At 67.1% G+C, this 18,092-nt stretch carries 23 protein-coding genes; 8 read left to right on the top strand and 15 right to left on the bottom strand.

Annotated features, from left to right (window positions below):
• Positions 1-146: 146 nt before the first annotated feature.
• The 3 genes from clpX to IAI54_RS00660 all read right to left on the bottom strand — a co-directional run bounded on the left by clpX (position 147) and on the right by IAI54_RS00660 (position 3,603).
• On the bottom strand, positions 147-1,424 hold the full coding sequence (clpX, locus tag IAI54_RS00670; RefSeq protein ID WP_187970549.1) for an ATP-dependent Clp protease ATP-binding subunit ClpX: 1,278 nt from the start codon (positions 1,422-1,424) through the stop codon (positions 147-149).
• A 303-nt stretch (positions 1,425-1,727) separates the two neighbouring features.
• Complete coding sequence (locus tag IAI54_RS00665) at positions 1,728-2,360, bottom strand: ATP-dependent Clp protease proteolytic subunit (protein ID WP_187970548.1); 633 nt, start codon at positions 2,358-2,360, stop codon at positions 1,728-1,730.
• A gap of 139 nt (positions 2,361-2,499) precedes the next feature.
• Entirely contained in the window at positions 2,500-3,603 is a 1,104-nt protein-coding gene (locus IAI54_RS00660) for an NAD(P)/FAD-dependent oxidoreductase (RefSeq protein ID WP_187970547.1), read from the bottom strand.
• 118 nt (positions 3,604-3,721) lie between these two features.
• Between IAI54_RS00660 and blaOXA the strand changes: the two genes are divergently transcribed.
• Entirely contained in the window at positions 3,722-4,531 is an 810-nt protein-coding gene (gene blaOXA / locus IAI54_RS00655; protein ID WP_210321194.1) for a class D beta-lactamase, read from the top strand.
• Positions 4,532-4,650: 119 nt separating this feature from the next.
• The gene (locus tag IAI54_RS00650) at positions 4,651-5,886 is read left to right on the top strand and encodes a cytochrome P450 (RefSeq protein ID WP_187970546.1); all 1,236 of its coding nucleotides are present in this window, start codon (positions 4,651-4,653) and stop codon (positions 5,884-5,886) included.
• A 21-nt stretch (positions 5,887-5,907) separates the two neighbouring features.
• Here IAI54_RS00650 and IAI54_RS00645 read toward each other — a convergent pair whose 3' ends face one another.
• From IAI54_RS00645 to IAI54_RS00600, 10 genes are all read right to left on the bottom strand, one after another.
• Positions 5,908-6,444, bottom strand: a complete 537-nt coding sequence (locus tag IAI54_RS00645; protein ID WP_187970545.1) for a GNAT family N-acetyltransferase — start codon at positions 6,442-6,444, stop codon at positions 5,908-5,910.
• Positions 6,432-6,761 carry a type II toxin-antitoxin system TacA family antitoxin gene (locus tag IAI54_RS00640; protein WP_187970544.1) on the bottom strand — a complete coding sequence of 110 codons (330 nt, stop codon included), beginning with the start codon at positions 6,759-6,761 and terminating at the stop codon, positions 6,432-6,434. Before IAI54_RS00640 ends, IAI54_RS00645 begins: the two co-directional genes overlap by 13 nt.
• Before the next feature lie 201 nt (positions 6,762-6,962).
• On the bottom strand, positions 6,963-7,235 hold the full coding sequence (locus tag IAI54_RS00635; RefSeq protein WP_187970543.1) for a DUF2442 domain-containing protein: 273 nt from the start codon (positions 7,233-7,235) through the stop codon (positions 6,963-6,965).
• Positions 7,216-7,452: a DUF4160 domain-containing protein gene (locus IAI54_RS00630; protein ID WP_187970542.1), complete on the bottom strand. Its 237-nt coding sequence runs from the start codon at positions 7,450-7,452 to the stop codon at positions 7,216-7,218. The genes IAI54_RS00635 and IAI54_RS00630 overlap by 20 nt, the downstream gene beginning before the upstream one ends.
• A 24-nt stretch (positions 7,453-7,476) precedes the next feature.
• Complete coding sequence (locus tag IAI54_RS00625) at positions 7,477-7,821, bottom strand: cupin domain-containing protein (RefSeq protein ID WP_187970541.1); 345 nt, start codon at positions 7,819-7,821, stop codon at positions 7,477-7,479.
• Between the two features lie 4 nt (positions 7,822-7,825).
• Complete coding sequence (locus tag IAI54_RS00620) at positions 7,826-9,109, bottom strand: O-acetylhomoserine aminocarboxypropyltransferase (protein ID WP_187970540.1); 1,284 nt, start codon at positions 9,107-9,109, stop codon at positions 7,826-7,828.
• A 157-nt stretch (positions 9,110-9,266) separates the two neighbouring features.
• Positions 9,267-9,788, bottom strand: coding sequence for a CoA-binding protein (locus tag IAI54_RS00615; RefSeq protein WP_187970539.1), 522 nt, complete (start codon positions 9,786-9,788; stop codon positions 9,267-9,269).
• A 27-nt stretch (positions 9,789-9,815) separates the two neighbouring features.
• Complete coding sequence (locus tag IAI54_RS00610; RefSeq protein WP_187970538.1) at positions 9,816-10,619, bottom strand: hypothetical protein; 804 nt, start codon at positions 10,617-10,619, stop codon at positions 9,816-9,818.
• 117 nt (positions 10,620-10,736) lie between these two features.
• The gene (locus tag IAI54_RS00605; protein WP_187972952.1) at positions 10,737-11,162 is read right to left on the bottom strand and encodes a VOC family protein; all 426 of its coding nucleotides are present in this window, start codon (positions 11,160-11,162) and stop codon (positions 10,737-10,739) included.
• Positions 11,162-11,983, bottom strand: a complete 822-nt coding sequence (locus IAI54_RS00600; protein ID WP_187970537.1) for an enoyl-CoA hydratase — start codon at positions 11,981-11,983, stop codon at positions 11,162-11,164. Before IAI54_RS00600 ends, IAI54_RS00605 begins: the two co-directional genes overlap by 1 nt.
• 121 nt (positions 11,984-12,104) lie before the next feature.
• Here IAI54_RS00600 and IAI54_RS00595 point away from each other — a divergent pair, with 121 nt between their 5' ends.
• Positions 12,105-12,971, top strand: coding sequence for a crotonase/enoyl-CoA hydratase family protein (locus IAI54_RS00595; protein WP_187970536.1), 867 nt, complete (start codon positions 12,105-12,107; stop codon positions 12,969-12,971).
• Between the two features lie 47 nt (positions 12,972-13,018).
• Entirely contained in the window at positions 13,019-13,441 is a 423-nt protein-coding gene (locus tag IAI54_RS00590; protein WP_187970535.1) for a PaaI family thioesterase, read from the top strand.
• A gap of 25 nt (positions 13,442-13,466) precedes the next feature.
• Here the strand turns inward: IAI54_RS00590 and IAI54_RS00585 are convergent, their stop codons facing one another.
• Both IAI54_RS00585 and IAI54_RS00580 read right to left on the bottom strand, forming a co-directional pair.
• On the bottom strand, positions 13,467-13,919 hold the full coding sequence (locus IAI54_RS00585) for a GFA family protein (RefSeq protein ID WP_187970534.1): 453 nt from the start codon (positions 13,917-13,919) through the stop codon (positions 13,467-13,469).
• Between the two features lie 128 nt (positions 13,920-14,047).
• Positions 14,048-14,389, bottom strand: a complete 342-nt coding sequence (locus IAI54_RS00580; RefSeq protein WP_187970533.1) for a hypothetical protein — start codon at positions 14,387-14,389, stop codon at positions 14,048-14,050.
• Between the two features lie 565 nt (positions 14,390-14,954).
• On the opposite strand from IAI54_RS00580, the gene rplM reads away from it, so the two are divergent.
• The 4 genes from rplM (at position 14,955) to speB (ending at position 18,029) form a co-directional block, all read left to right on the top strand.
• A complete protein-coding gene (gene rplM, locus IAI54_RS00575) occupies positions 14,955-15,428 on the top strand; it encodes a 50S ribosomal protein L13 (protein ID WP_187970532.1) in 474 nt (157 codons plus the stop codon).
• Positions 15,421-15,903 carry a 30S ribosomal protein S9 gene (gene rpsI / locus IAI54_RS00570; RefSeq protein WP_187970531.1) on the top strand — a complete coding sequence of 161 codons (483 nt, stop codon included), beginning with the start codon at positions 15,421-15,423 and terminating at the stop codon, positions 15,901-15,903. The genes rplM and rpsI overlap by 8 nt, the downstream gene beginning before the upstream one ends.
• Before the next feature lie 247 nt (positions 15,904-16,150).
• Complete coding sequence (locus IAI54_RS00565; protein ID WP_187970530.1) at positions 16,151-16,933, top strand: class I SAM-dependent methyltransferase; 783 nt, start codon at positions 16,151-16,153, stop codon at positions 16,931-16,933.
• 142 nt (positions 16,934-17,075) lie between these two features.
• Positions 17,076-18,029, top strand: a complete 954-nt coding sequence (gene speB, locus IAI54_RS00560) for an agmatinase (protein WP_187970529.1) — start codon at positions 17,076-17,078, stop codon at positions 18,027-18,029.
• Positions 18,030-18,092 lie beyond the last annotated feature (63 nt).

Here is an 18,092-nt window from a genome sequence, read left to right as displayed (position 1 = left end):
TAGTTGGAACTCCCGAACCGAAAGATCAAGGGCTGCCCCCGTCGACACCGCACGGGACCGCGGGTCCATGCCGCCGCGGCAGGCCCCAACGGAAAAAGGCGCCGGTGAGACGGCGCCTTTTTCCGATCCCGGAGCCATGGAAGGGGTCACGCCGTCGCGCTGGCCTTTTCCTTCTTGGGCTCGGCATAGATGTAGAGCGGTCGCGCCTTGCCGGTGACCACGTCGTCGGAGATGACCACTTCCTGGACGCCATCCAGCGCCGGCAGTTCGAACATGGTGTCGAGCAGGATCGCCTCCATGATCGACCGCAGGCCGCGGGCGCCGGTCTTGCGCTCGATGGCGCGCTTGGCGATCGCCGACAGCGCCGTCTCGTGGAAGGTCAGCTCCACGTTCTCCATCTCGAACATCCGCTGGTACTGCTTGACCAGCGCGTTCTTCGGCTCGGTCAGGATCTGGATCAGCGCCGGCTCGTCGAGATCCTCGAGGGTCGCCAGCACCGGCAGACGGCCAACGAATTCCGGGATCAGCCCGAACTTCAAGAGGTCCTCCGGCTCGACCTGGCGGAAGAGTTCGCCGGTGCGGCGATCCTCCGGCGAGGCGACGTTGGCGGCGAAGCCGATCGACGTCTTGCGGCCACGGTCGGAGATGATCCGGTCGAGGCCGGCAAAGGCGCCGCCGCAGATGAACAGGATGTTGGTGGTGTCCACCTGCAGGAACTCCTGCTGCGGGTGCTTGCGGCCGCCCTGCGGCGGCACGGAGGCCGTCGTGCCCTCCATGATCTTGAGCAGCGCCTGCTGGACACCCTCGCCCGACACGTCGCGGGTGATCGAGGGGTTGTCCGACTTGCGGCTGATCTTGTCGATCTCGTCGATGTAGACGATGCCGCGCTGCGCCCGCTCGACGTTGTAGTCGGCCGACTGGAGCAGCTTCAGGATGATGTTCTCGACGTCCTCGCCGACATAGCCGGCTTCGGTGAGCGTCGTCGCATCCGCCATCGTGAACGGCACGTCGATGATGCGGGCCAGCGTCTGGGCGAGCAGCGTCTTGCCGCAGCCCGTCGGGCCGATCAGCAGGATGTTCGACTTCGCCAGTTCGACGTCGTTGCTCTTCGAGGCGTGGGCCAGGCGCTTGTAGTGATTGTGCACCGCCACCGACAGCACGCGCTTGGCGTAGGGCTGGCCGATCACGTAGTCGTCGAGGACCTTCAGGATCTCCTGCGGGGTCGGCACGCCCTCGCGGGACTTCACCATCGAGGTCTTGTTCTCCTCGCGGATGATGTCCATGCAGAGCTCGACGCACTCGTCGCAGATGAAGACCGTCGGTCCGGCGATCAGCTTGCGCACCTCATGCTGGCTCTTGCCGCAGAAAGAGCAGTAGAGCGTGTTCTTGGAGTCGCCGCCGCCGCTGTTTCCGATTTTGCTCATGCCCTTCAGTCCTTTCAGTCCCTGCCGTCCGGTCGCCGGACCGTCCGGAGTGCCGCGTCGGTTCCCGCAGGTCGATGCGCCGCGCCCTGCTCCCGATGAAGGGGCCGGACGCCCGCGAGCGAAACACAAAACGCGGGGTGCCGCAATGATTCGCCCGTGTCGGTCGACGCTAGTCCCCCGAAACTCAACAGAGGCTTAACGTAGGATGCCGGCTTTCCCGTGGGAACACCCCTTTGTGACAGAAATGCCGCAGAATGCTTCAAAATTGCGGCACCGACCCAAAAGGGCTGTGGAAAGACGGCGTCACGCCGCGGAAGGACCCTCGAGGGCCTCACGGGTCGAGATGACCTTGTCGATCAGGCCGAAGGCGCGCGCCTCGTCCGACGTCATGAAATGGTCGCGGTCAAGGGTGCGCTCGATCGTCTCGTAGTCCTGGCCGGTGTGCTCGACATAGACCTCGTTGAGGCGGCGCTTCAGCTTGATGATGTCCAGCGCGTGGCGCTCGATGTCGGACGCCTGGCCGGAGAAGCCGCCCGAGGGCTGGTGCACCATGATGCGGGCGTTCGGCGTCGCGAAGCGCATGTCCTTGTGGCCCGAGCACAGGAGCAGAGAGCCCATCGAGGCGGCCTGGCCGATGCACAGGGTCGCGACCGCCGGCTTGATGAACTGCATGGTGTCGTAGATCGCCATGCCGCTCGTCACCACGCCGCCGGGCGAGTTGATGTAGAGCGAGATCTCCTTCTTCGGGTTCTCGGCCTCGAGGAAGAGAAGCTGGGCGCAGACCAGCGTCGCCATGCCGTCCTCGATCGGGCCCGTGATGAAGATGATGCGCTCCTTGAGCAGGCGCGAGAAGATGTCGTAGGCGCGCTCGCCGCGGTTCGTCTGCTCGACGACCATGGGCACGAGGTTCATCGCGGTTTCGACGGGATTTCGCATGGGTCGTTTCCTTCGTGGGATCGATTCGGGCGCATGAAACCGCAGAATCGGCAAGGGACAGGTCGGAGCTAGATAAGGTGGGGAATCGGGGCAGCGCAAGGGTTCGACACCCTCGGTCGGCCGAAACCGGCGAAATGGTTTACGCCGCCTCCGCCCGCAGCCACGAAACGAGGCCGGGAAGGTCGGGCGTCTCGACATGCGCCGCCACGCGGCGACCGACGGCGGCGCCGAACTTGTAGCCGTGTCCGGAGCAGGCCGAGACGACGAGGCAGCGGCCCCGCTCGGTGGCGAAGAACCGTTCGTCGGCCGTGAAGGTGTAGGCGCAGGTGACGACGGCCGCGACGCGGTACTCCCCGATCCGCACCATCGGCGGCGCGAACAGGTCGCGGATCGCCTCGCCCTCCCCCGCCGCAGGCTCGCGGTGCGCGTCCGCGTCGGCGGAGGCGAACTTGTGCAGGCCGGAGCCGAACTTCAGCCCGCCCTGCCCGGACGGCGGGATGATGTAGCCGTCGGTCTTCCCGCCGACGTCGAGGATCACCGGCGCCGCCTCCCATGCCGCCTTCAGGTCGGCCGGCGGATCGAGATAGACCACGGCGGTGCGATAGGTGGCGAGGTCGGAAGCGAGGTCCGGGAAGAGTTTCGTGACCCAGGCGCCGGCGGCGACGACGACGCGGTCTGCCGAAAGCCTTCGTCCGTCGGCCAGCGTCACGGCGCCGGCGTCCGCCTCCACCGCGGCCACGCGGCTCTCCTCGAGCAAGGTCGCGCCATTGGCCCTCAGCCACGCAGCGAGCCCCTCGGCGATGCGCCGGCAGTGCAGGGCGCCGCCTTCGGGCGAGACGTAGGCATAGCGCATGGACGCCGCGTCGAGGAACGGCCAGCGCGCGGCAGCATCGTCGGGAGACAGCAGTTCGAACGGAAACCCGCCCGCCTTCAGGCCTTCGAGATAGTCCTCGGCCTCGTCGCCCGGCTCGCGCGAGACGCAGAGGAAGCCGCGCGGATCGAGATGGCTCTCGCCGAGGTCTGCCCAGAGCTCGTCCCAGGCCGCGTAGGCTTCCGTGATCGCGCGGCCATAGCCGGTGGCCGAGGGGTAGGCGCGGCGGATGATGCGGTGATGGTCGCCGGAGGCCGCGAGCGGATTGGGGATCCTGCCTTGTTCGACCAGCGTCACGGCATGGCCGCGCCTGACCAGCGACCAGGCCGTGCAGAGGCCCGAGATGCCCGCGCCGACGACGATGACGTCCATTGTCCGTTCTCCAATCCGGGCCGGGTCCGCGATCGAAGCCGTAACGATCCCGCCGCGTCTTCCATTCCGACCCGTCTTGTGGTCCACCGGGCCGGCAGGGAACGAGGAGAGGATCGGCATGAGGCTTGCCGCCACCGCAGCCTTCACGCTCGCGATGACGCTTCTTTCGCAGCCTTCGGCGGCGAGGACAATATGCACGGTGCTCGCGCGGCCGGACACCGGAGCCGCCCTGTTTGCCGAAGGGGACTGCGACAGGCGTGCGACCCCCGCCTCGACGTTCAAGGTCGCTCTGGCGGTCATGGCCTACGATGCCGGCATTCTGACGGACGCGCGCTCGCCGGCCTGGCCCTACAGGGCGGGCTATGTCGACTGGGGCGGTGCGGCATGGCGGCAGACGACCGACCCGGCCGCGTGGATGAAGCACTCGGTGGTCTGGTACTCGCAGCAGATCGCGCTCCGCATGGGCGCCGATGAACTCGTTCGTTACGGGCGCGCCCTCTCCTACGGCAATGCCGACTTCTCGGGCGATCGGGGGCAGGACAACGGTCTCGAGCGCAGCTGGATCGCCTCGTCGCTGGAGATCTCGCCGAACGAACAGGTCGCCTTCCTGTCGCGCCTCGTCAGCCGGACGCTGCCGGTGTCGGCGGAAGCGATGGACAAGGCGGCGTCGATCGTGGAGCAGCGTGCGCTGCCGGACGGATGGATGTTGCACGGCAAGACCGGCGGGGCCTATCCCCGCCGCGCCGACGGCTCCTTCGACCGGTCGCGCGGCTGGGGCTGGTACGTGGGCTGGGCCGAACGCGACGGCCGCCGCGTCGTCTTCGCGCGCCTGGACCAGGACGAGACCGCAAGGAGGGGCTCGCCCGGCCTGCGCACCCGGGACGCATTCATCGCCGACTGGCCGCGGCTTTTCCGATCGATCGACTGAGAGGATGTGAGAGAATGCCCGTTTCCGCGCCGCTTGAGCCGAAAATCCCCAGGATTTCAGTGGTCATTCTTTCGCATCCTCGATCGATTCACGCGCTCTGAGGCATCGGAGGCACGACGATGGTTTCCCCGTCATTCTCGCTCGACCCGGATCTGAAGCGGCTGCGGCTGTCGCCGCGCGATCCCCTCTTCGTCCAGGACCCCTACCCGGCCTATGCCGCCGTCCAGGCCGTCTGCCCGACCTTCTTCTGGGAAGACTACGGCCTGTGGTGCCTCTCCGGCTACGAGGCGGTGAACCGGTTCCTGCGCGACCGCCGCTTCGGCCGCGAGAACCGCTGGGGGCCGCCGATGCTGGACGCCCCCGGTCGCGAGCATCTGGCCGATTTCGACGGCATCGAGCGCCACTCCCTGCTCGAACGCGAGCCGCCCGTCCACACGCGGCTGCGCGGCCTCGTCAACCGCGCCTTCGTCTCGCGCCAGATCGAGCGGCTGCGGCCGCGGGTGGAGGCGCTGGCGCACGGGCTCGTCGATGGCTTCGCGGCGGAGCGCCGGATCGATCTGCTGCCGGCCTTCGCGACGCCGATCCCGGTGACGGTCATCGCCGAGATGCTGGGCGTGCCCGTCGCCATGGGGCCGCAACTGGTCGACTGGTCGAACCGGATGGTGCGGATGTATACGCACCGCCCGTCCCGCACGGTCCAGGAGGACGCCAATGCGGCGGCGCGGGCGTTCGCGGACTATCTCCGGGACTATGTCGGCCGCCGCCGCGCCGCGCCCGGCGACGACCTGCTCAGCCTGCTGATCTCGGCCAGCGACGGCGGCGAGCGGCTGTCCGAGGACGAACTGATCACGTCGGTCATCCTGCTGCTCAACGCCGGCCACGAGGCCACCGTCCACCAGACGGGCAATGCGGTGAGGACGATCCTCGGAGAGGGCGGCGACCCGCGCCGCTTCTTCGGCGATCCGGCGGCCACGGAGGCGACGGTCGAGGAGTGCCTGCGCTTCGACGCGCCGCTGCACATGTTCACCCGCTTCGCCTACGAGACGGTCGAGATCGAGCCGGGCATCGTGCTGCAGCCCGGCGAGCAGGTGGCGCTGCTGCTCGGCGCCGCCAACACCGACCCCGACGCCTTCGTCGAACCGCGCCGCTTCGACCCGGGGCGCAGCGACCAGAAGAACGTCACCTTCGGCGCCGGCATCCATTTCTGCATCGGCGCACCGCTGGCGCGGCTGGAACTGCAGGTGGCGCTGAAGGTGCTGTTCGCCCGCCTGCCCGGCCTGCGCCTCGCCGAAACACCCGCCTACCGCGACGTCTACCATTTTCACGGGCTGGAACGTCTGGTGGTGGAATGGTGAGGCGGGGCGTTTGGCGTCCGCTCAGTCCGGGCTCAACGCAGCGACGACGGTCTCGATCGGCAGGAACAGCGTCCGGCTGTCGTCGGGGTACTCGATGAATTCGGCGCAGCGACGATAGAAGCGCCTGGCGGCATCGTCCTTCGCATGGACGAGCACGGCGCCGATGCCGATGCTCCGGGAGGCCAGGGCGATCCGCCGCAGCGCATCCGACAGGATATCGGTGCCGAGGCCTTTCCCGGCATGCGCCTTGTCGACCGCCAGACGCCCGATCACCGAAACCGGGATCGTATCGGGCGCATTGCGTCGAACCCTGCTGGGTGCCGCACCGCGCTCCACCGCTCCGGCCAAAATGCAGAAATAGCCCACGACGCGATTGCCCTCGCACACCACGTAGGTGCGCGAGAAGCGGCTTTCGTTCTTCAGCGCCCGGTGACGCAGCCAGTCGTTCAGCGCCGGCTCGCCGCAGTCGAATTCGGACGGATCATGGTCCGCCGTGAGAGGGACGGGAGCCGAAAGACCGTTCTCGCCGCCCCGCGATGCCTCGCCTATTTCTGCCATGCCGGCACGCGGCGCAGCAGCGACCGCAGCTTCGGCCCGGGTGCGGGCGGGTTGTCGAGGGCGTGCATGAAGGCGCCGTAGCGCTCGGGGTCCAGCACGAACAGCCGCTGGTCGAGCAGCACGTCGATCGCCTCCCGGCGGGCGGTTTCGACCATGAACTCGGTGCGGGTCTTGCCCAGCACAGCCGCCGCATCGTCGATGAGCTGGCGGGTGTTCGCCTCGATCCGCAGATTGATGCTCCCCTTCGTCTCGGTCGATCGCTCGGCGACCGCGACGTCGTCCAAAACAGGGCTTCGGGGAGAAGGCACGCGCGTCATGACAGGGATATGCAGTCGCGTATCCACATTGTCAATACGGTCGGCCGGCGTTCGCTCGGTCTAAGCTTTTCAGGCCGCGGCCATGCCTGTTGAACGCCGAACTGCCGGCCACCGCAACAACACGCGCTTTCGCGCTTGGAACGTCTGGTGGTGGAATGGTGAGGCGGGGCGACGCGCCACGAATGGCCAGCGCGAAGACGCTCAGGCCGCCCGCTTCTTCGACCGCCCGGTCATGCGGCCGCGCAGCAGCCCGGCCACGGAGATGTCCTCGTCGACGTCCGGCCAGTGCATGCCCTCGCCCGTTCCGATCAGGCGCCAGTTGGCGCGTTGCGCGGCTGAGGCATCGCGCAGGCGGGGAAACCATTCGAGCGGAACAGTCATTTCGCGGCCGTCGTCGAGGCTGACTTTCAGGGTCGTGTCCGACACGCTGACATCCACGACCTTCGCGGTGTCTTCAGTCGCCAAAATGTTCATCCCAAGCCTCCGGGAAGCGTTCGCGATACTCCATCACCAGCAGGCGCAATGCTCCAAGTTCGTGCGTTCGAAAGCGTCTTGCGGAGGCGAGCTCGACCGGGTCGAGCCAGAGTTTCGCGAGCTTGTCGCCATGCTCGACATGGATATGCGGCGGCTCGTCATCTTTGCGGCTGAAGAAGAAGAACCTGTAGCCGCCATCGCGCAGAACGGTCGGCACTGCCCCCTCCTCATCGACCCGATGCTACACCCTGATCACATATTCCTTGCGGGTCGTTTCAACGACTTCCCAGGTCCCCCTGAACCCGGGCCTGAGCACGAAGCTGTCGCCGGCCCTGACCGTGCGAGCCGCGCCGCCGTCCTCGGCGATCACCGAGACGCCGGAGAGGATGTGGCAGAATTCCCATTCGTCGTAGACGATGCGCCACTTGCCGGGCGTCGACTGCCAGATGCCGGCGTAGAGGCCGCCGTCCGCTTCCTCGACGTTCCAGGTGGTGAAGCACGGGTCGCCGGCGAGCAGCCGGTCGGGCGCCGGAGCGCCCTCCTCCGGCTCCACGCCCGCGACGTCGACGGCGACGAAGAGCGCCACCGGCTCAGGCCTTCGCCAGCGCCTGTTCCAGGTCGGCCACGATGTCCTCGGCGCTTTCGATGCCGACCGACAGGCGGATGGTGTCGGGGCCGGCGCCGGCCGCGACCTTCTGCTCGTCGGTCAGCTGGCGGTGGGTGGTGGAGGCCGGGTGGATGATCAGCGAGCGGACGTCGCCGATGTTGGCCAGATGCGAGAACAGCTCGACGCCCTCGACCACCTTGACGCCCGCCTCGTAGCCGCCCTTCAGGCCGAAGGTGAAGACGGCGCCCGCGCCGTTGGGCGAATATTTCTTCATCATCGCGTGGTTCGGATCGTCGGGCAGGCCGGGATAGGAGACCCAGGCGACCTTCGGATGCTGCTTCAGCCAGGTCGCCACTTTCAGGGCGTTCTCGCAATGGCGCTGCATCCTCAGCGACAGGGTTTCGATGCCCTGCAGGATCATGAAGGCGTTGAAGGGCGAGATCGACGGGCCGAAATCGCGCAGGCCGAGCACGCGGCAGGCGATGGCGAAGGCGAAGTTGCCGAAGGTCTCGTGCAGGACGAGGCCGGCATATTCGGGCCGCGGCTGCGACAGCATCGGATAGTTGCCGCTCTTCGACCAGTCGAAGGTACCGCCGTCGACGATGGCGCCGCCCATGGAATTGCCGTGGCCGCCGAGGAACTTGGTCAGCGAATGGATGACGACGTCGGCACCGTGCTCGATCGGACGCAGCAGGTAGGGCGAGGCCATGGTGTTGTCGACGATCAGCGGCAGGCCGTGCTTGCGCGCGACGTCGCCGATCTTCTCGATGTCGACGAAGGTGCCGCCGGGGTTGGCGAGGCTCTCGACGAAGATGGCGCGGGTGTCGCCGTCGATCTGCGCCTCGAACGAGGCCGGGTCGCCGGCGTCGGCCCAGCGCACGCGCCAGTCGAAGTTCTTGAAGGCATGGCCGAACTGGTTGATCGAACCGCCATAGAGCTTGTTGGCGGCCACGAAGTTGGCGCCGGGCTGCATGATCGTGTGGAACACGAGAAGCTGCGCCGCATGGCCGGACGCGGTGGCGAGCGCCGCGGTGCCGCCCTCGAGCGCGGCGACGCGCTCCTCGAGCACGGCCTGCGTCGGGTTCATGATGCGGGTGTAGATGTTGCCGAAGGCCTTCAGCCCGAACAGCGAGGCGGCATGGTCGGCGTCGTCGAAGACGAAGGACGTCGTCTGGTAGATCGGCGTGGCGCGTGCGCCGGTGGCAGGGTCGGGCTGGGCGCCCGCGTGGATGGCGAGCGTGTCGAAACCGGGCGTGCGCTGGTTCATGTCATGTCCTCCCTGGCTGCGAAAGGCAGCGGATTGTCGTTGCGGCGGTTTTGGCAAAGCGCGTCCGCGAAATCAAAGGGGAATCGTGCGAAGTGCGAAGGAGCGGCGGAAAACCATTGCGCAAAGAGAACGACGCCGGGCCAATTCGCCCGCGGCGTCAGCGCTTGCGGATGCCGAAGCTCTGGAATCCGGCGCGCATGACCGGCTTCTTCGACGAGATCATGCGGCTGTTGACGCCGTTCCAGCCGATCTCGCCCGACATGCGGCCGTACTCGATCTTCGGACAGCGATTCATGACGACCTTGACGCCCGCTTCTTCCGCCTTCGCCGCCGCCGCGTCATTGCGCACGCCGAGCTGCAGCCAGATCACCTTGGGCAGCGGGTCGAGCGCCAGTGCCCCGTCGACGATTCCGGGCGCCGCGTCCGAGGCGCGGAAGACGTCGACCATGTCGATCGGCTCCGGAACGTCGGCCAGCCTGGCGAAGACGGGCCGGCCGAGGATCTCCTTGCCGGCCTGGCCCGGATTGATCGGATAGACGGTATAGCCCTTGTCGATCAGATACTTCGTCACGAAGAACGAAGGCCGCACGTCGTTCGCCGAAGCCCCCACCACCGCGATGGTGCGCGTCTCGTGCAGGATCCCGGAAATGTAGGCGTCGTCATAGGCATCGTGGTTCATGCGCTTCCTGTGCCGGAATCGCGATGCTCAATCAAGCCTGAGGGCGATGGCAGACACCGTCCATGCGCCGTCGCGCTTCTCGAAGCAGAGGTGGGAGTTGAGATAGGGGGCGAAGTGGTTCGCGTCGCTGCCCGGGAAGACGCGGAAGAACACCACGCCGCCCTGCGGGGCGATGATGCCGAGAGAACCGGCGGAGCGCTTCTGCTCGGGCGATACGGGAACCATCTGGTAGCGCTTCGGCCAGTCGCCCGTCGGCAGCCCCTTGTCGTCGGTGGGCTCGACGACGCCGGCGATGCGCCAGTGCTCCCGATCGAGGAAGCGCAGCTTGCCGTCGAGCGCGATCCAGTCGGGCCACGCGATGCGGCCATAGCTCGCGGTGCAGATGCGGCCGTCGAGCCAGGGGGTGCGGCCGACCGTCGGCTCCGTGACGAGTTCCTCCAGCACCTGCAGACCGTGGCGGCTGTGAACGCCCGGGTCGGCACTGTCGCCGGCGCGCGACAGGCGTCCCGCCATCTCCAGCACCTTGCGGGCGGGATGGAGGCCGAGCGACACGAACGCCTCGCGATAGCTCCTCCCCTTCTGTCCGACCAGGAACTCGACGTCGGCGGCGAGGAAGGGAACGACGGTCTCGGGATCGAGCGGCTTGTCCCATCGGTGGCCGGCGGCATCGGCCAGAGCGCGGCGGAAGGCGCTCAGCTCGGAGTCGGTGGAAAAGCTGTCGTCCGTCTCTAGTATGATTTCGGGATAGAGGGGCGGCGCGACCTCGGTATGGTGCGGCGTCTGCGCCGGTGCGGCTCCCGCCCCCGCCAGCCAACCCGCAAGGGCCAGCATCGCCCGTCTCGCCATCGTCGCGGCCCACCCGTCATTGCCCGCCGCCACCCTGGTCCGCGAGCCTGGCGCCGGCAGGGCGGCAAGCAGGCGGATCCGGGGCGTTTCGGGGGCGGCGGGTCAGGCGGGAAGCGTGATCGTCCCGTCCGCGGCAATCGGGAAGGCCGGGTTGTGGGCGACCTCCCAGAGATGTCCCTCCGTGTCGGCGAAGTAGCCCGTCCGGCCGCCCCAGAAGGCGCGGCCCGCCGGCCGGACGATCGTCCCGCCCGCCGCGACGGCCTGCTCCAGCACGGCGTCGACCTCCGCTTGCGAGCGGGTGTTGTAGGCGAGCGCGACACCCGAGAAGCCGGAGCCATCGGGATGGATGCCTGCATCCTTCGCCAGTTCGCTGCGCGGGAAGAGCGACAGGATGATGCCGCCCATCTGGAAGAAGGCCACGCCGTCCGTGATGCCTGCGTGGCGCGTCAGCCCCATCGCCTCGTAGAAGCGGACCGCGCGGTCGAGATCGTCGACGCCGAGCGTGACGATCGAGACGCGCGGCACCATCACTCCCCCGTCCATTCCGGCCTGCGCTTCTCGACGAAGGCCCTGATGCCTTCCTCGGCATCACGTGCCATCATGTTCTCCACCATCACCCGAACGGCATAGTCATAGGCATCCGACAGGCCCATCTCGGCCTGCGCGTAAAAAGCCTCCTTGCCGATCTTCAGCGTCAGGGGTGATTTGGAAACAATGGTTTCGGCATATTTGCGCACGATCTGATTCAGGTATTCCGGCGGCACGACGCGGTTGACGAGGCCGAACTCGCGGGCCGTCGTCGCGTCGATCATCTCGCCGGTCAGCAGCATCTCCATCGCATGCTTGCGCGAGACGTTGCGCGACAGCGCCACCATCGGGGTCGAGCAGAACAGGCCGATGTTGACGCCCGGCGTTGCGAACATCGCCTCGGTGGTGGCAACCGCGAGGTCGCAGCTTGCGACCAGCTGGCAGCCGGCGGCGGTGGCCGTTCCCGCCACCTCGGCGATGACCGGCTTCGGCAGCCGCACGATCGACTGCATGACGCCCGCGCAGAGCCGCATCGTCTTCTCGTAGAAGGCGCGGCCGCGGTCGGCGTCGGCCCGGTGCGCGGTCAGTTCCTTGAGGTCGTGCCCGGCGCAGAACACCTTGCCGGCGGCGGCCAGCACCACGACGCGCACCGCCGCGTCGTCGCGCGCCCGGTCGAGCTGCGCTTGCAGCGCCTCCATCGTGGCGATCGACAGGGCATTGGCCGGCGGGTTGGCGAGCGTCAGCGTCAGGATCCCGCCCGACAGGCCGGCATGGACCGGCCCTTCCGCTTCGGGACGTTTCAGTGCCACCACCTCGGCCATGGTCTTCTCCTCGACGCGTCTTTCACTGGACCAAGAGAACTATCACGGAGCCGGTTGAAGGAAAGCCCGGAAATGGGACAGACTGATTGACGTTTACGGAAACGGAACACGGGAGGAGATCGTGCCGCGGGTCCTGTACGAAAAAGACGGGCGGATCGCCCGCGTCACCCTCAACCGGCCCGACGTGCTCAACGCCATCGACGACGACCTGCCGGTGGAGCTTGCCGACTGCGTGGCGCAGGCGAACGCCGATTCCGGCGTGCATGTCATCATCCTGTCGGGCGCTGGCCGCGCCTTCTGCGCCGGCTACGACCTCGCCTATTACGCCGAGCAGGACAGCGGCGCCGGCAATGCGATGACGCAGGACATGCCGTGGGACCCGATGAAGGATTACGCCTTCATGATGCGCAACACGGATCTCTTCATGTCGCTGTGGCGCAGCCATCGGCCGGTGATCGCCAAGGTGCACGGTTTCGCGGTGGCCGGCGGCTCCGACATCGCCCTGTGCTCCGACATGATCGTGATGGCCGACGAGGCCGAGATCGGCTACATGCCGATCCGCGTCTGGGGTTGCCCCACCACCGCCATGTGGGTCTACAGGCTGGGTCCGGAACGGGCCAAGCGCATGCTGTTCACCGGCGACACGGTGAAGGGCAAGGAGGCAGAGGCCATGGGCCTCGTGCTGAAATCCGTCCCGGCGGCGGATCTCGACGCCGAGGTGGAGCGGCTGGCAGAACGCATGGCGGGCGTGCCGGTCAACCAGCTGATGATGCAGAAGCTGGTCGTCAACCAGGCGATCGAGGCGATGGGCTTGAAACAGACGCAGATGTTCGCGACCCTGTTCGACGGCATCACCCGGCATTCGCCGGAGGGGCTGAACTTCAAGCACCGCGCCGAGGCGATGGGCTGGAAGCAGGCGGTGCGCGAGCGCGACCTCGGCACCTTCGACTGGACGCAGAACCGGCCGATCAACGCGCCGAAGGGATGAGGACGGCGATGGACGCAGGAACGGGGAAAAGAAGTCCGACGCCGCTGATGACGGCCGAGGAGGTCAACCGGCTGATGGTGTCGGTCTATCCGCAGCTCAACGGCGACTATGCCGACTACGTCGCCACCGACGTGTTCCCGGGCGGCTGCACGGTCAGGCTCAACGCCAGCGAGCGGCATGTCCGACCCGGCGGTACCGTCTCGGGCCCGTGCCTGTTCACGCTGGCCGACATCGGCGGCTATGTCCTCGTGCTGACCCATGCCGGCCCGGACGCGCTGTCGGTGACGACCAACCTCAACATCAACTTCGTGCGCAAGGCCGAGCCCGGCCCGATCGACGGCCATTGCCGCATCATCAAGCTTGGGCGCAGCCTGATGGTCTTCGCCATCGACATCGTCGCCGGACCGGACCGCCTGACGGTCGCCCACGCGACCGGCACCTACTCCATCCCGCCGAAGAAGCAGCCGTAGGTCGCGGGCCGGCCGCGCGGGCGGATCATTCGAGCCCGGCGGCCCGGCGCAGGGCCACGATCTGCGGAAGATCCTCGGTCTTCAGGCGCGGCAGGTCGTCGTCGATGCGGTACCACGGCAGGCTGCTCTCGACGCACTGGTGGAAGGCGGGCTTCACCCGTTCGGGCCGGTCGAGACTGCCCACCGACACGTTGGCATAATCCTCGCCGCTGCCGTCGGCCAGACGCCAGATCAGCCGCGAGCCGCAGTCGCCGCAGAAGCCGCGTTCGCCGAAAGGCGAGGTTCGGAAGTACCGGGGCTCGGCCGCGGTCCAGCGCAGCGTCCCGGGCTCCAGTTCGACTGCGACCTCGGCCGGCGCGCCGGACGTGCGGCGGCAGAAGCTGCAATGGCAGTAGGATGCCCGCTGCGGATAGGCCTTCGCCTCGTAGCGCACGCGGCCGCAGAAACAGCCGCCGGTCACCGCCTCGCTGTCGTCCATCTGGCTCTCTCCCCTGTCTCCCGACTATGTCGGGCGGGGATGCAGCATCGGCAAGGGGACAATGAACCGAACGCCGGAAGGGCCCCGCGCATGGCGCGGAGCCCTCCGGTCGGTACCGGTTCGACGCGTCAGTTCGCGGCCTTGAAGCCCATCGAGGAGCACTCGACGATCTGGTTGCCGCTCGACTGGTAGGCCGAGTCCCAGGACACCTGCACCTGCTTGGGGCAGCTACGGTAGGTCTTGTCGACCACGGCGACGGTGCCCTGCGGGGTGTTGGACAGGATCTTCACCGACTTCAGGCCCTTGGCGCTGGTGATGGTGCAGACGACGTTGTTCGGGATCGAGCAGCTGATCTGCGCCCCGCCGCCCGAGGCGGGCATGGCGGCGAACTTGCCGGCGAAGCTGGCGGAGCCTGCGGCCAGCACGAGAGCGGTGGCGGCGGCGGCGACGAGGGTGTTGCGGATGGTCATGATGGTTTCCTTTCAGGTTCAGGTTTCTGTTTCAGTCGTTTGCTTGCCCCATGGCGACCGTTCTAACGACCCGTTCCTGTATCCTGACTGAAGAATGCATTCATTTTCCATTCATGTAATTATTTTTTATGGTAATGTGAAATATTTAACTCTCGCACCGAGGATTTTTTTAAAGTGAAATATGTCACATTCAGCAGCATATCCTTTCCTTGCGTTCGCCATTGCCATTCCTCGGCGACCGGTGATTTCCCCTTTCCGGACAGATGGTCCTCGGCGCCGTTGCGCCGCATCAAGCACGGCGCCCACACGGAGATGCAACAGACCGGGCATCATCGATGCGGTAAAATAATACCACTCCGGCAAGCAACTGTTTTCATTTGTCTTTTTGCGCCATGTCGGCGCAGGGCCGCTTGACGACGCCGACAGCCTGCTTTATGGAGCGCGGCGAAGCGGCAATCTCGTATCGCCGCCTTCCTGTTGGCCGGCAGATCAGCCGCCCAACGCAAGCAACAAGAAACGCCTTTCCGCCCGCTCGGGATGGAAGGTTCGACAGGAAAGTACCACCATGAAAACCTTTTCGCAGAAGCCTGCGGAGGTGACGAAGAAGTGGGTGCTGATCGACGCCGAAGGTCTCGTCGTCGGCCGCCTCGCCTCCATCGTCGCCAACCGCCTGCGCGGCAAGCACAAGCCCACCTTCACGCCCCACGTCGACGATGGCGACAACGTCATCATCATCAATGCCGACAAGGTCGTGCTGACCGGCAAGAAGTTCACCGACAAGGTGTATTACTGGCACACCGGCCACCCCGGCGGCGTCAAGGAGCGCACGGCGCGCGACCTGCTGGAAGGCCGTTTCCCCGAGCGCGTGCTCGAGAAGGCCGTCGAGCGCATGATCCCGCGCGGCCCGCTCGGCCGTCGCCAGATGAAGAACCTGCGCGTCTATGCGGGCGCGGCCCATCCGCACGAGGCTCAGACGCCCGAGACGCTCGACGTCGCCGCGATGAGCAAGAAGAACGTAAGGACCCCGGTCAATGGCTGATCTGAATTCCCTCGCCGAACTCGGCACCGCGACCGGCGTCTCCGCCGCTCAGCCGGCCGCCCCGGTGCACGTCCAGAAGCTGGACGCCCAGGGCCGCGCCTATGCGACCGGCAAGCGCAAGGACGCCATCGCCCGCGTCTGGGTCCGCCCGGGCACCGGCAAGGTCATCGTCAACGACAAGGAGTACAAGGCCTATTTCGCCCGGCCGGTGCTCCAGATGATCCTGCGCCAGCCGATCGTCGCGGCCAACCGCGAAGGCCAGTACGACATCGTCGCAACGGTCATAGGCGGCGGTCTGTCGGGCCAGGCCGGCGCGGTGCGTCACGGCATCTCCAAGGCGCTGACCTACTACGAGCCGGCGCTGCGCGGCGTGCTCAAGAAGGGCGGCTTCCTGACCCGCGACTCGCGCACCGTCGAGCGCAAGAAGTACGGCAAGGCCAAGGCCCGTCGTTCGTTCCAGTTCTCGAAGCGCTGATCCCCAGCGTCTTCCGACGAATGCAAGGAGAGAGCCCGCCCTGCGCGGGCTCTTTCTTTTTCCGTGGTTCGGATCCACGACGTCCGTGCGTCGCGCCACGCAATGCTGCCCGGGATCGTTTCAATGGTGCCGAACCGGGCGGATGCGGCGGTCCCGGTCGGAGGCGCGGACGATCGTCCAGGCTTTTCGGGTTTCGGTTTAGGGCCTACAAGGAGGCGACGTTCGGAAGCCGGGGGGAGGCAGACCGATGGAGCGGCCGCTCGCTCAGGCCTTCGACGACAGCGACCGGGTTCGCGCCAGCCTTCCGGCCGCCTTTCGGCACCGACGGTGCCCCGACCTCGTACGGATCGGCTCCGAAGCGGATGGCGGCTACGTGGTTTCGCAAGGTGACGTCCGGCGGTCGGAGTTCCTCCTGTCCTTCGGGCTCGGGGACAACTGGTCGTTCGAGCGCGGCTTCCACGCGCTCTCGCCGGTCCCCATCCACGCCTATGACGGATCCGTGAACCGCAAGCTGTTCTATCGCGCGGCCTGGCAGGCCCTGAAGCGGCGCCGGATCGACGAGGCCGTGGGACATCTGCGCAACTACCTGGATTTCAAGCGCTTCTTCGTGTCCGATCGGGTCCATGTCCGCAAGTTCGTCGGCGGCCAGCCCTATCTTTCCCTCGATGACGTCGTCCGCGGCGTCGCGGCGAGGAAGGTCTTCGTCAAGATGGACATCGAAGGCAGCGAGTACCGCTGTCTGGACGCCCTGGTCGAGCACCAGCATCTCCTGACCGGCGTCGTCATCGAGTTCCACGACGTCGACCTGCATCTCGACCGGATCGTCGGCTTCATGGAGCGGTTCCGGCTGCGCCTCGTTCACGTGCATGCGAACAACTGCGCGCCGGTGGCGGCGGGCGGGATCCCGGTCGCGCTCGAACTGAGCTTCAGCGCGCAGCCCGCCTCCGGCGAACCCTGGTGCGACTATCCGAGCCCGCTGGACCGCAGGAACACCGCCGACCGGCCTGACATCGTCATCGGCTATCGCTGAGTTCGTCCGGATTCGGCCGCAGACGTCCGTTTGCGTACCGGCCGTTTCGACCAGCGCCTCGCCTGTCCCTCCCACCGCCAGGCCGTGCCTTGAGCCCCTTCCGCGCTTGCGATAGGTACGTCGCGTCAGCCGGAGACCCGACATGCCCGCATCCACCATCGACTACGCCTTCACCGCCCGAAGCATCACCGGCAGCGCCGGCGACCCGACCTATGCGGGCGCGCTGTCCTTCATGCGCCGCCGCTACACGAAAAACGTCAAGGGCGCGGACGCCGTGGTCTGGGGCATTCCCTTCGACGCGGCGGTGACCAACCGGCCCGGCGCGCGGTTCGGCCCGCAGGCGATCCGGCGCGCGGCCACGATCTTCGACAACGACCCGCAATATCCGTTCCACCGCGACATCACCGGCGAGCTCGCCGTGGTCGATTATGGCGACTGCCTGCTCGACACCGGTGACCACCAGAAGACGCCCGGACGCATCGAGCGCGAGGCGGCGAAGCTGATCAAGGGCGGCGCCTTCCTGGTCTCGCTGGGCGGCGACCATTTCGTCACCTGGCCGCTGCTCAAGGCCCATGCCGCCAAATACGGTCCGCTGGCGCTGGTGCAGTTCGACGCCCATCAGGACACCTGGTTCGACGACGGCCGGCGCATCGACCACGGCTCCTTCGTCGCCCGCGCCGTGCGCGACGGCGTCATCGACCCGGCGAAGTCGATTCAGGTCGGCATCCGCACCCATGCGCCGGAGGATTGCGGCATCAAGATCCTCTACGGCTACGAGCTCGAGGAGATGAAGGCGGCCGAGATCGCCGCCGCGATCGTCGAGCGCACGGCAGGCGCGCCGACCTACGTCACCTTCGACATCGATTGCCTCGACCCCGCCTTCGCGCCGGGCACCGGAACGCCGGTCGCCGGCGGTCCCTCTTCGGCCAGGATCTTTTCGGTGCTGCGCCAGCTCGGCCAACTCGACATAGTGGGGGCGGATATCGTAGAAGTCTCGCCGCCCTACGACCATGCCGACATCACGGCGATCGCGGGCGCAACGGTGGCCCAGTTGTATCTGGGCCTGCTCGCGGAGAAGAAGGCGCGGCTGCGATGACCCGACGACGACCCGCCCAGGCGGCACGCCCGGAGACATTCGCGTCCTGAATCAGGGACCTCG

The sequence above is a fragment of the Aquibium microcysteis genome, from assembly GCF_014495845.1.
Taxonomy (GTDB): Bacteria; Pseudomonadota; Alphaproteobacteria; order Rhizobiales; family Rhizobiaceae; genus Aquibium; species Aquibium microcysteis.
This window is presented reverse-complemented; position numbering and strand designations above follow the sequence as displayed.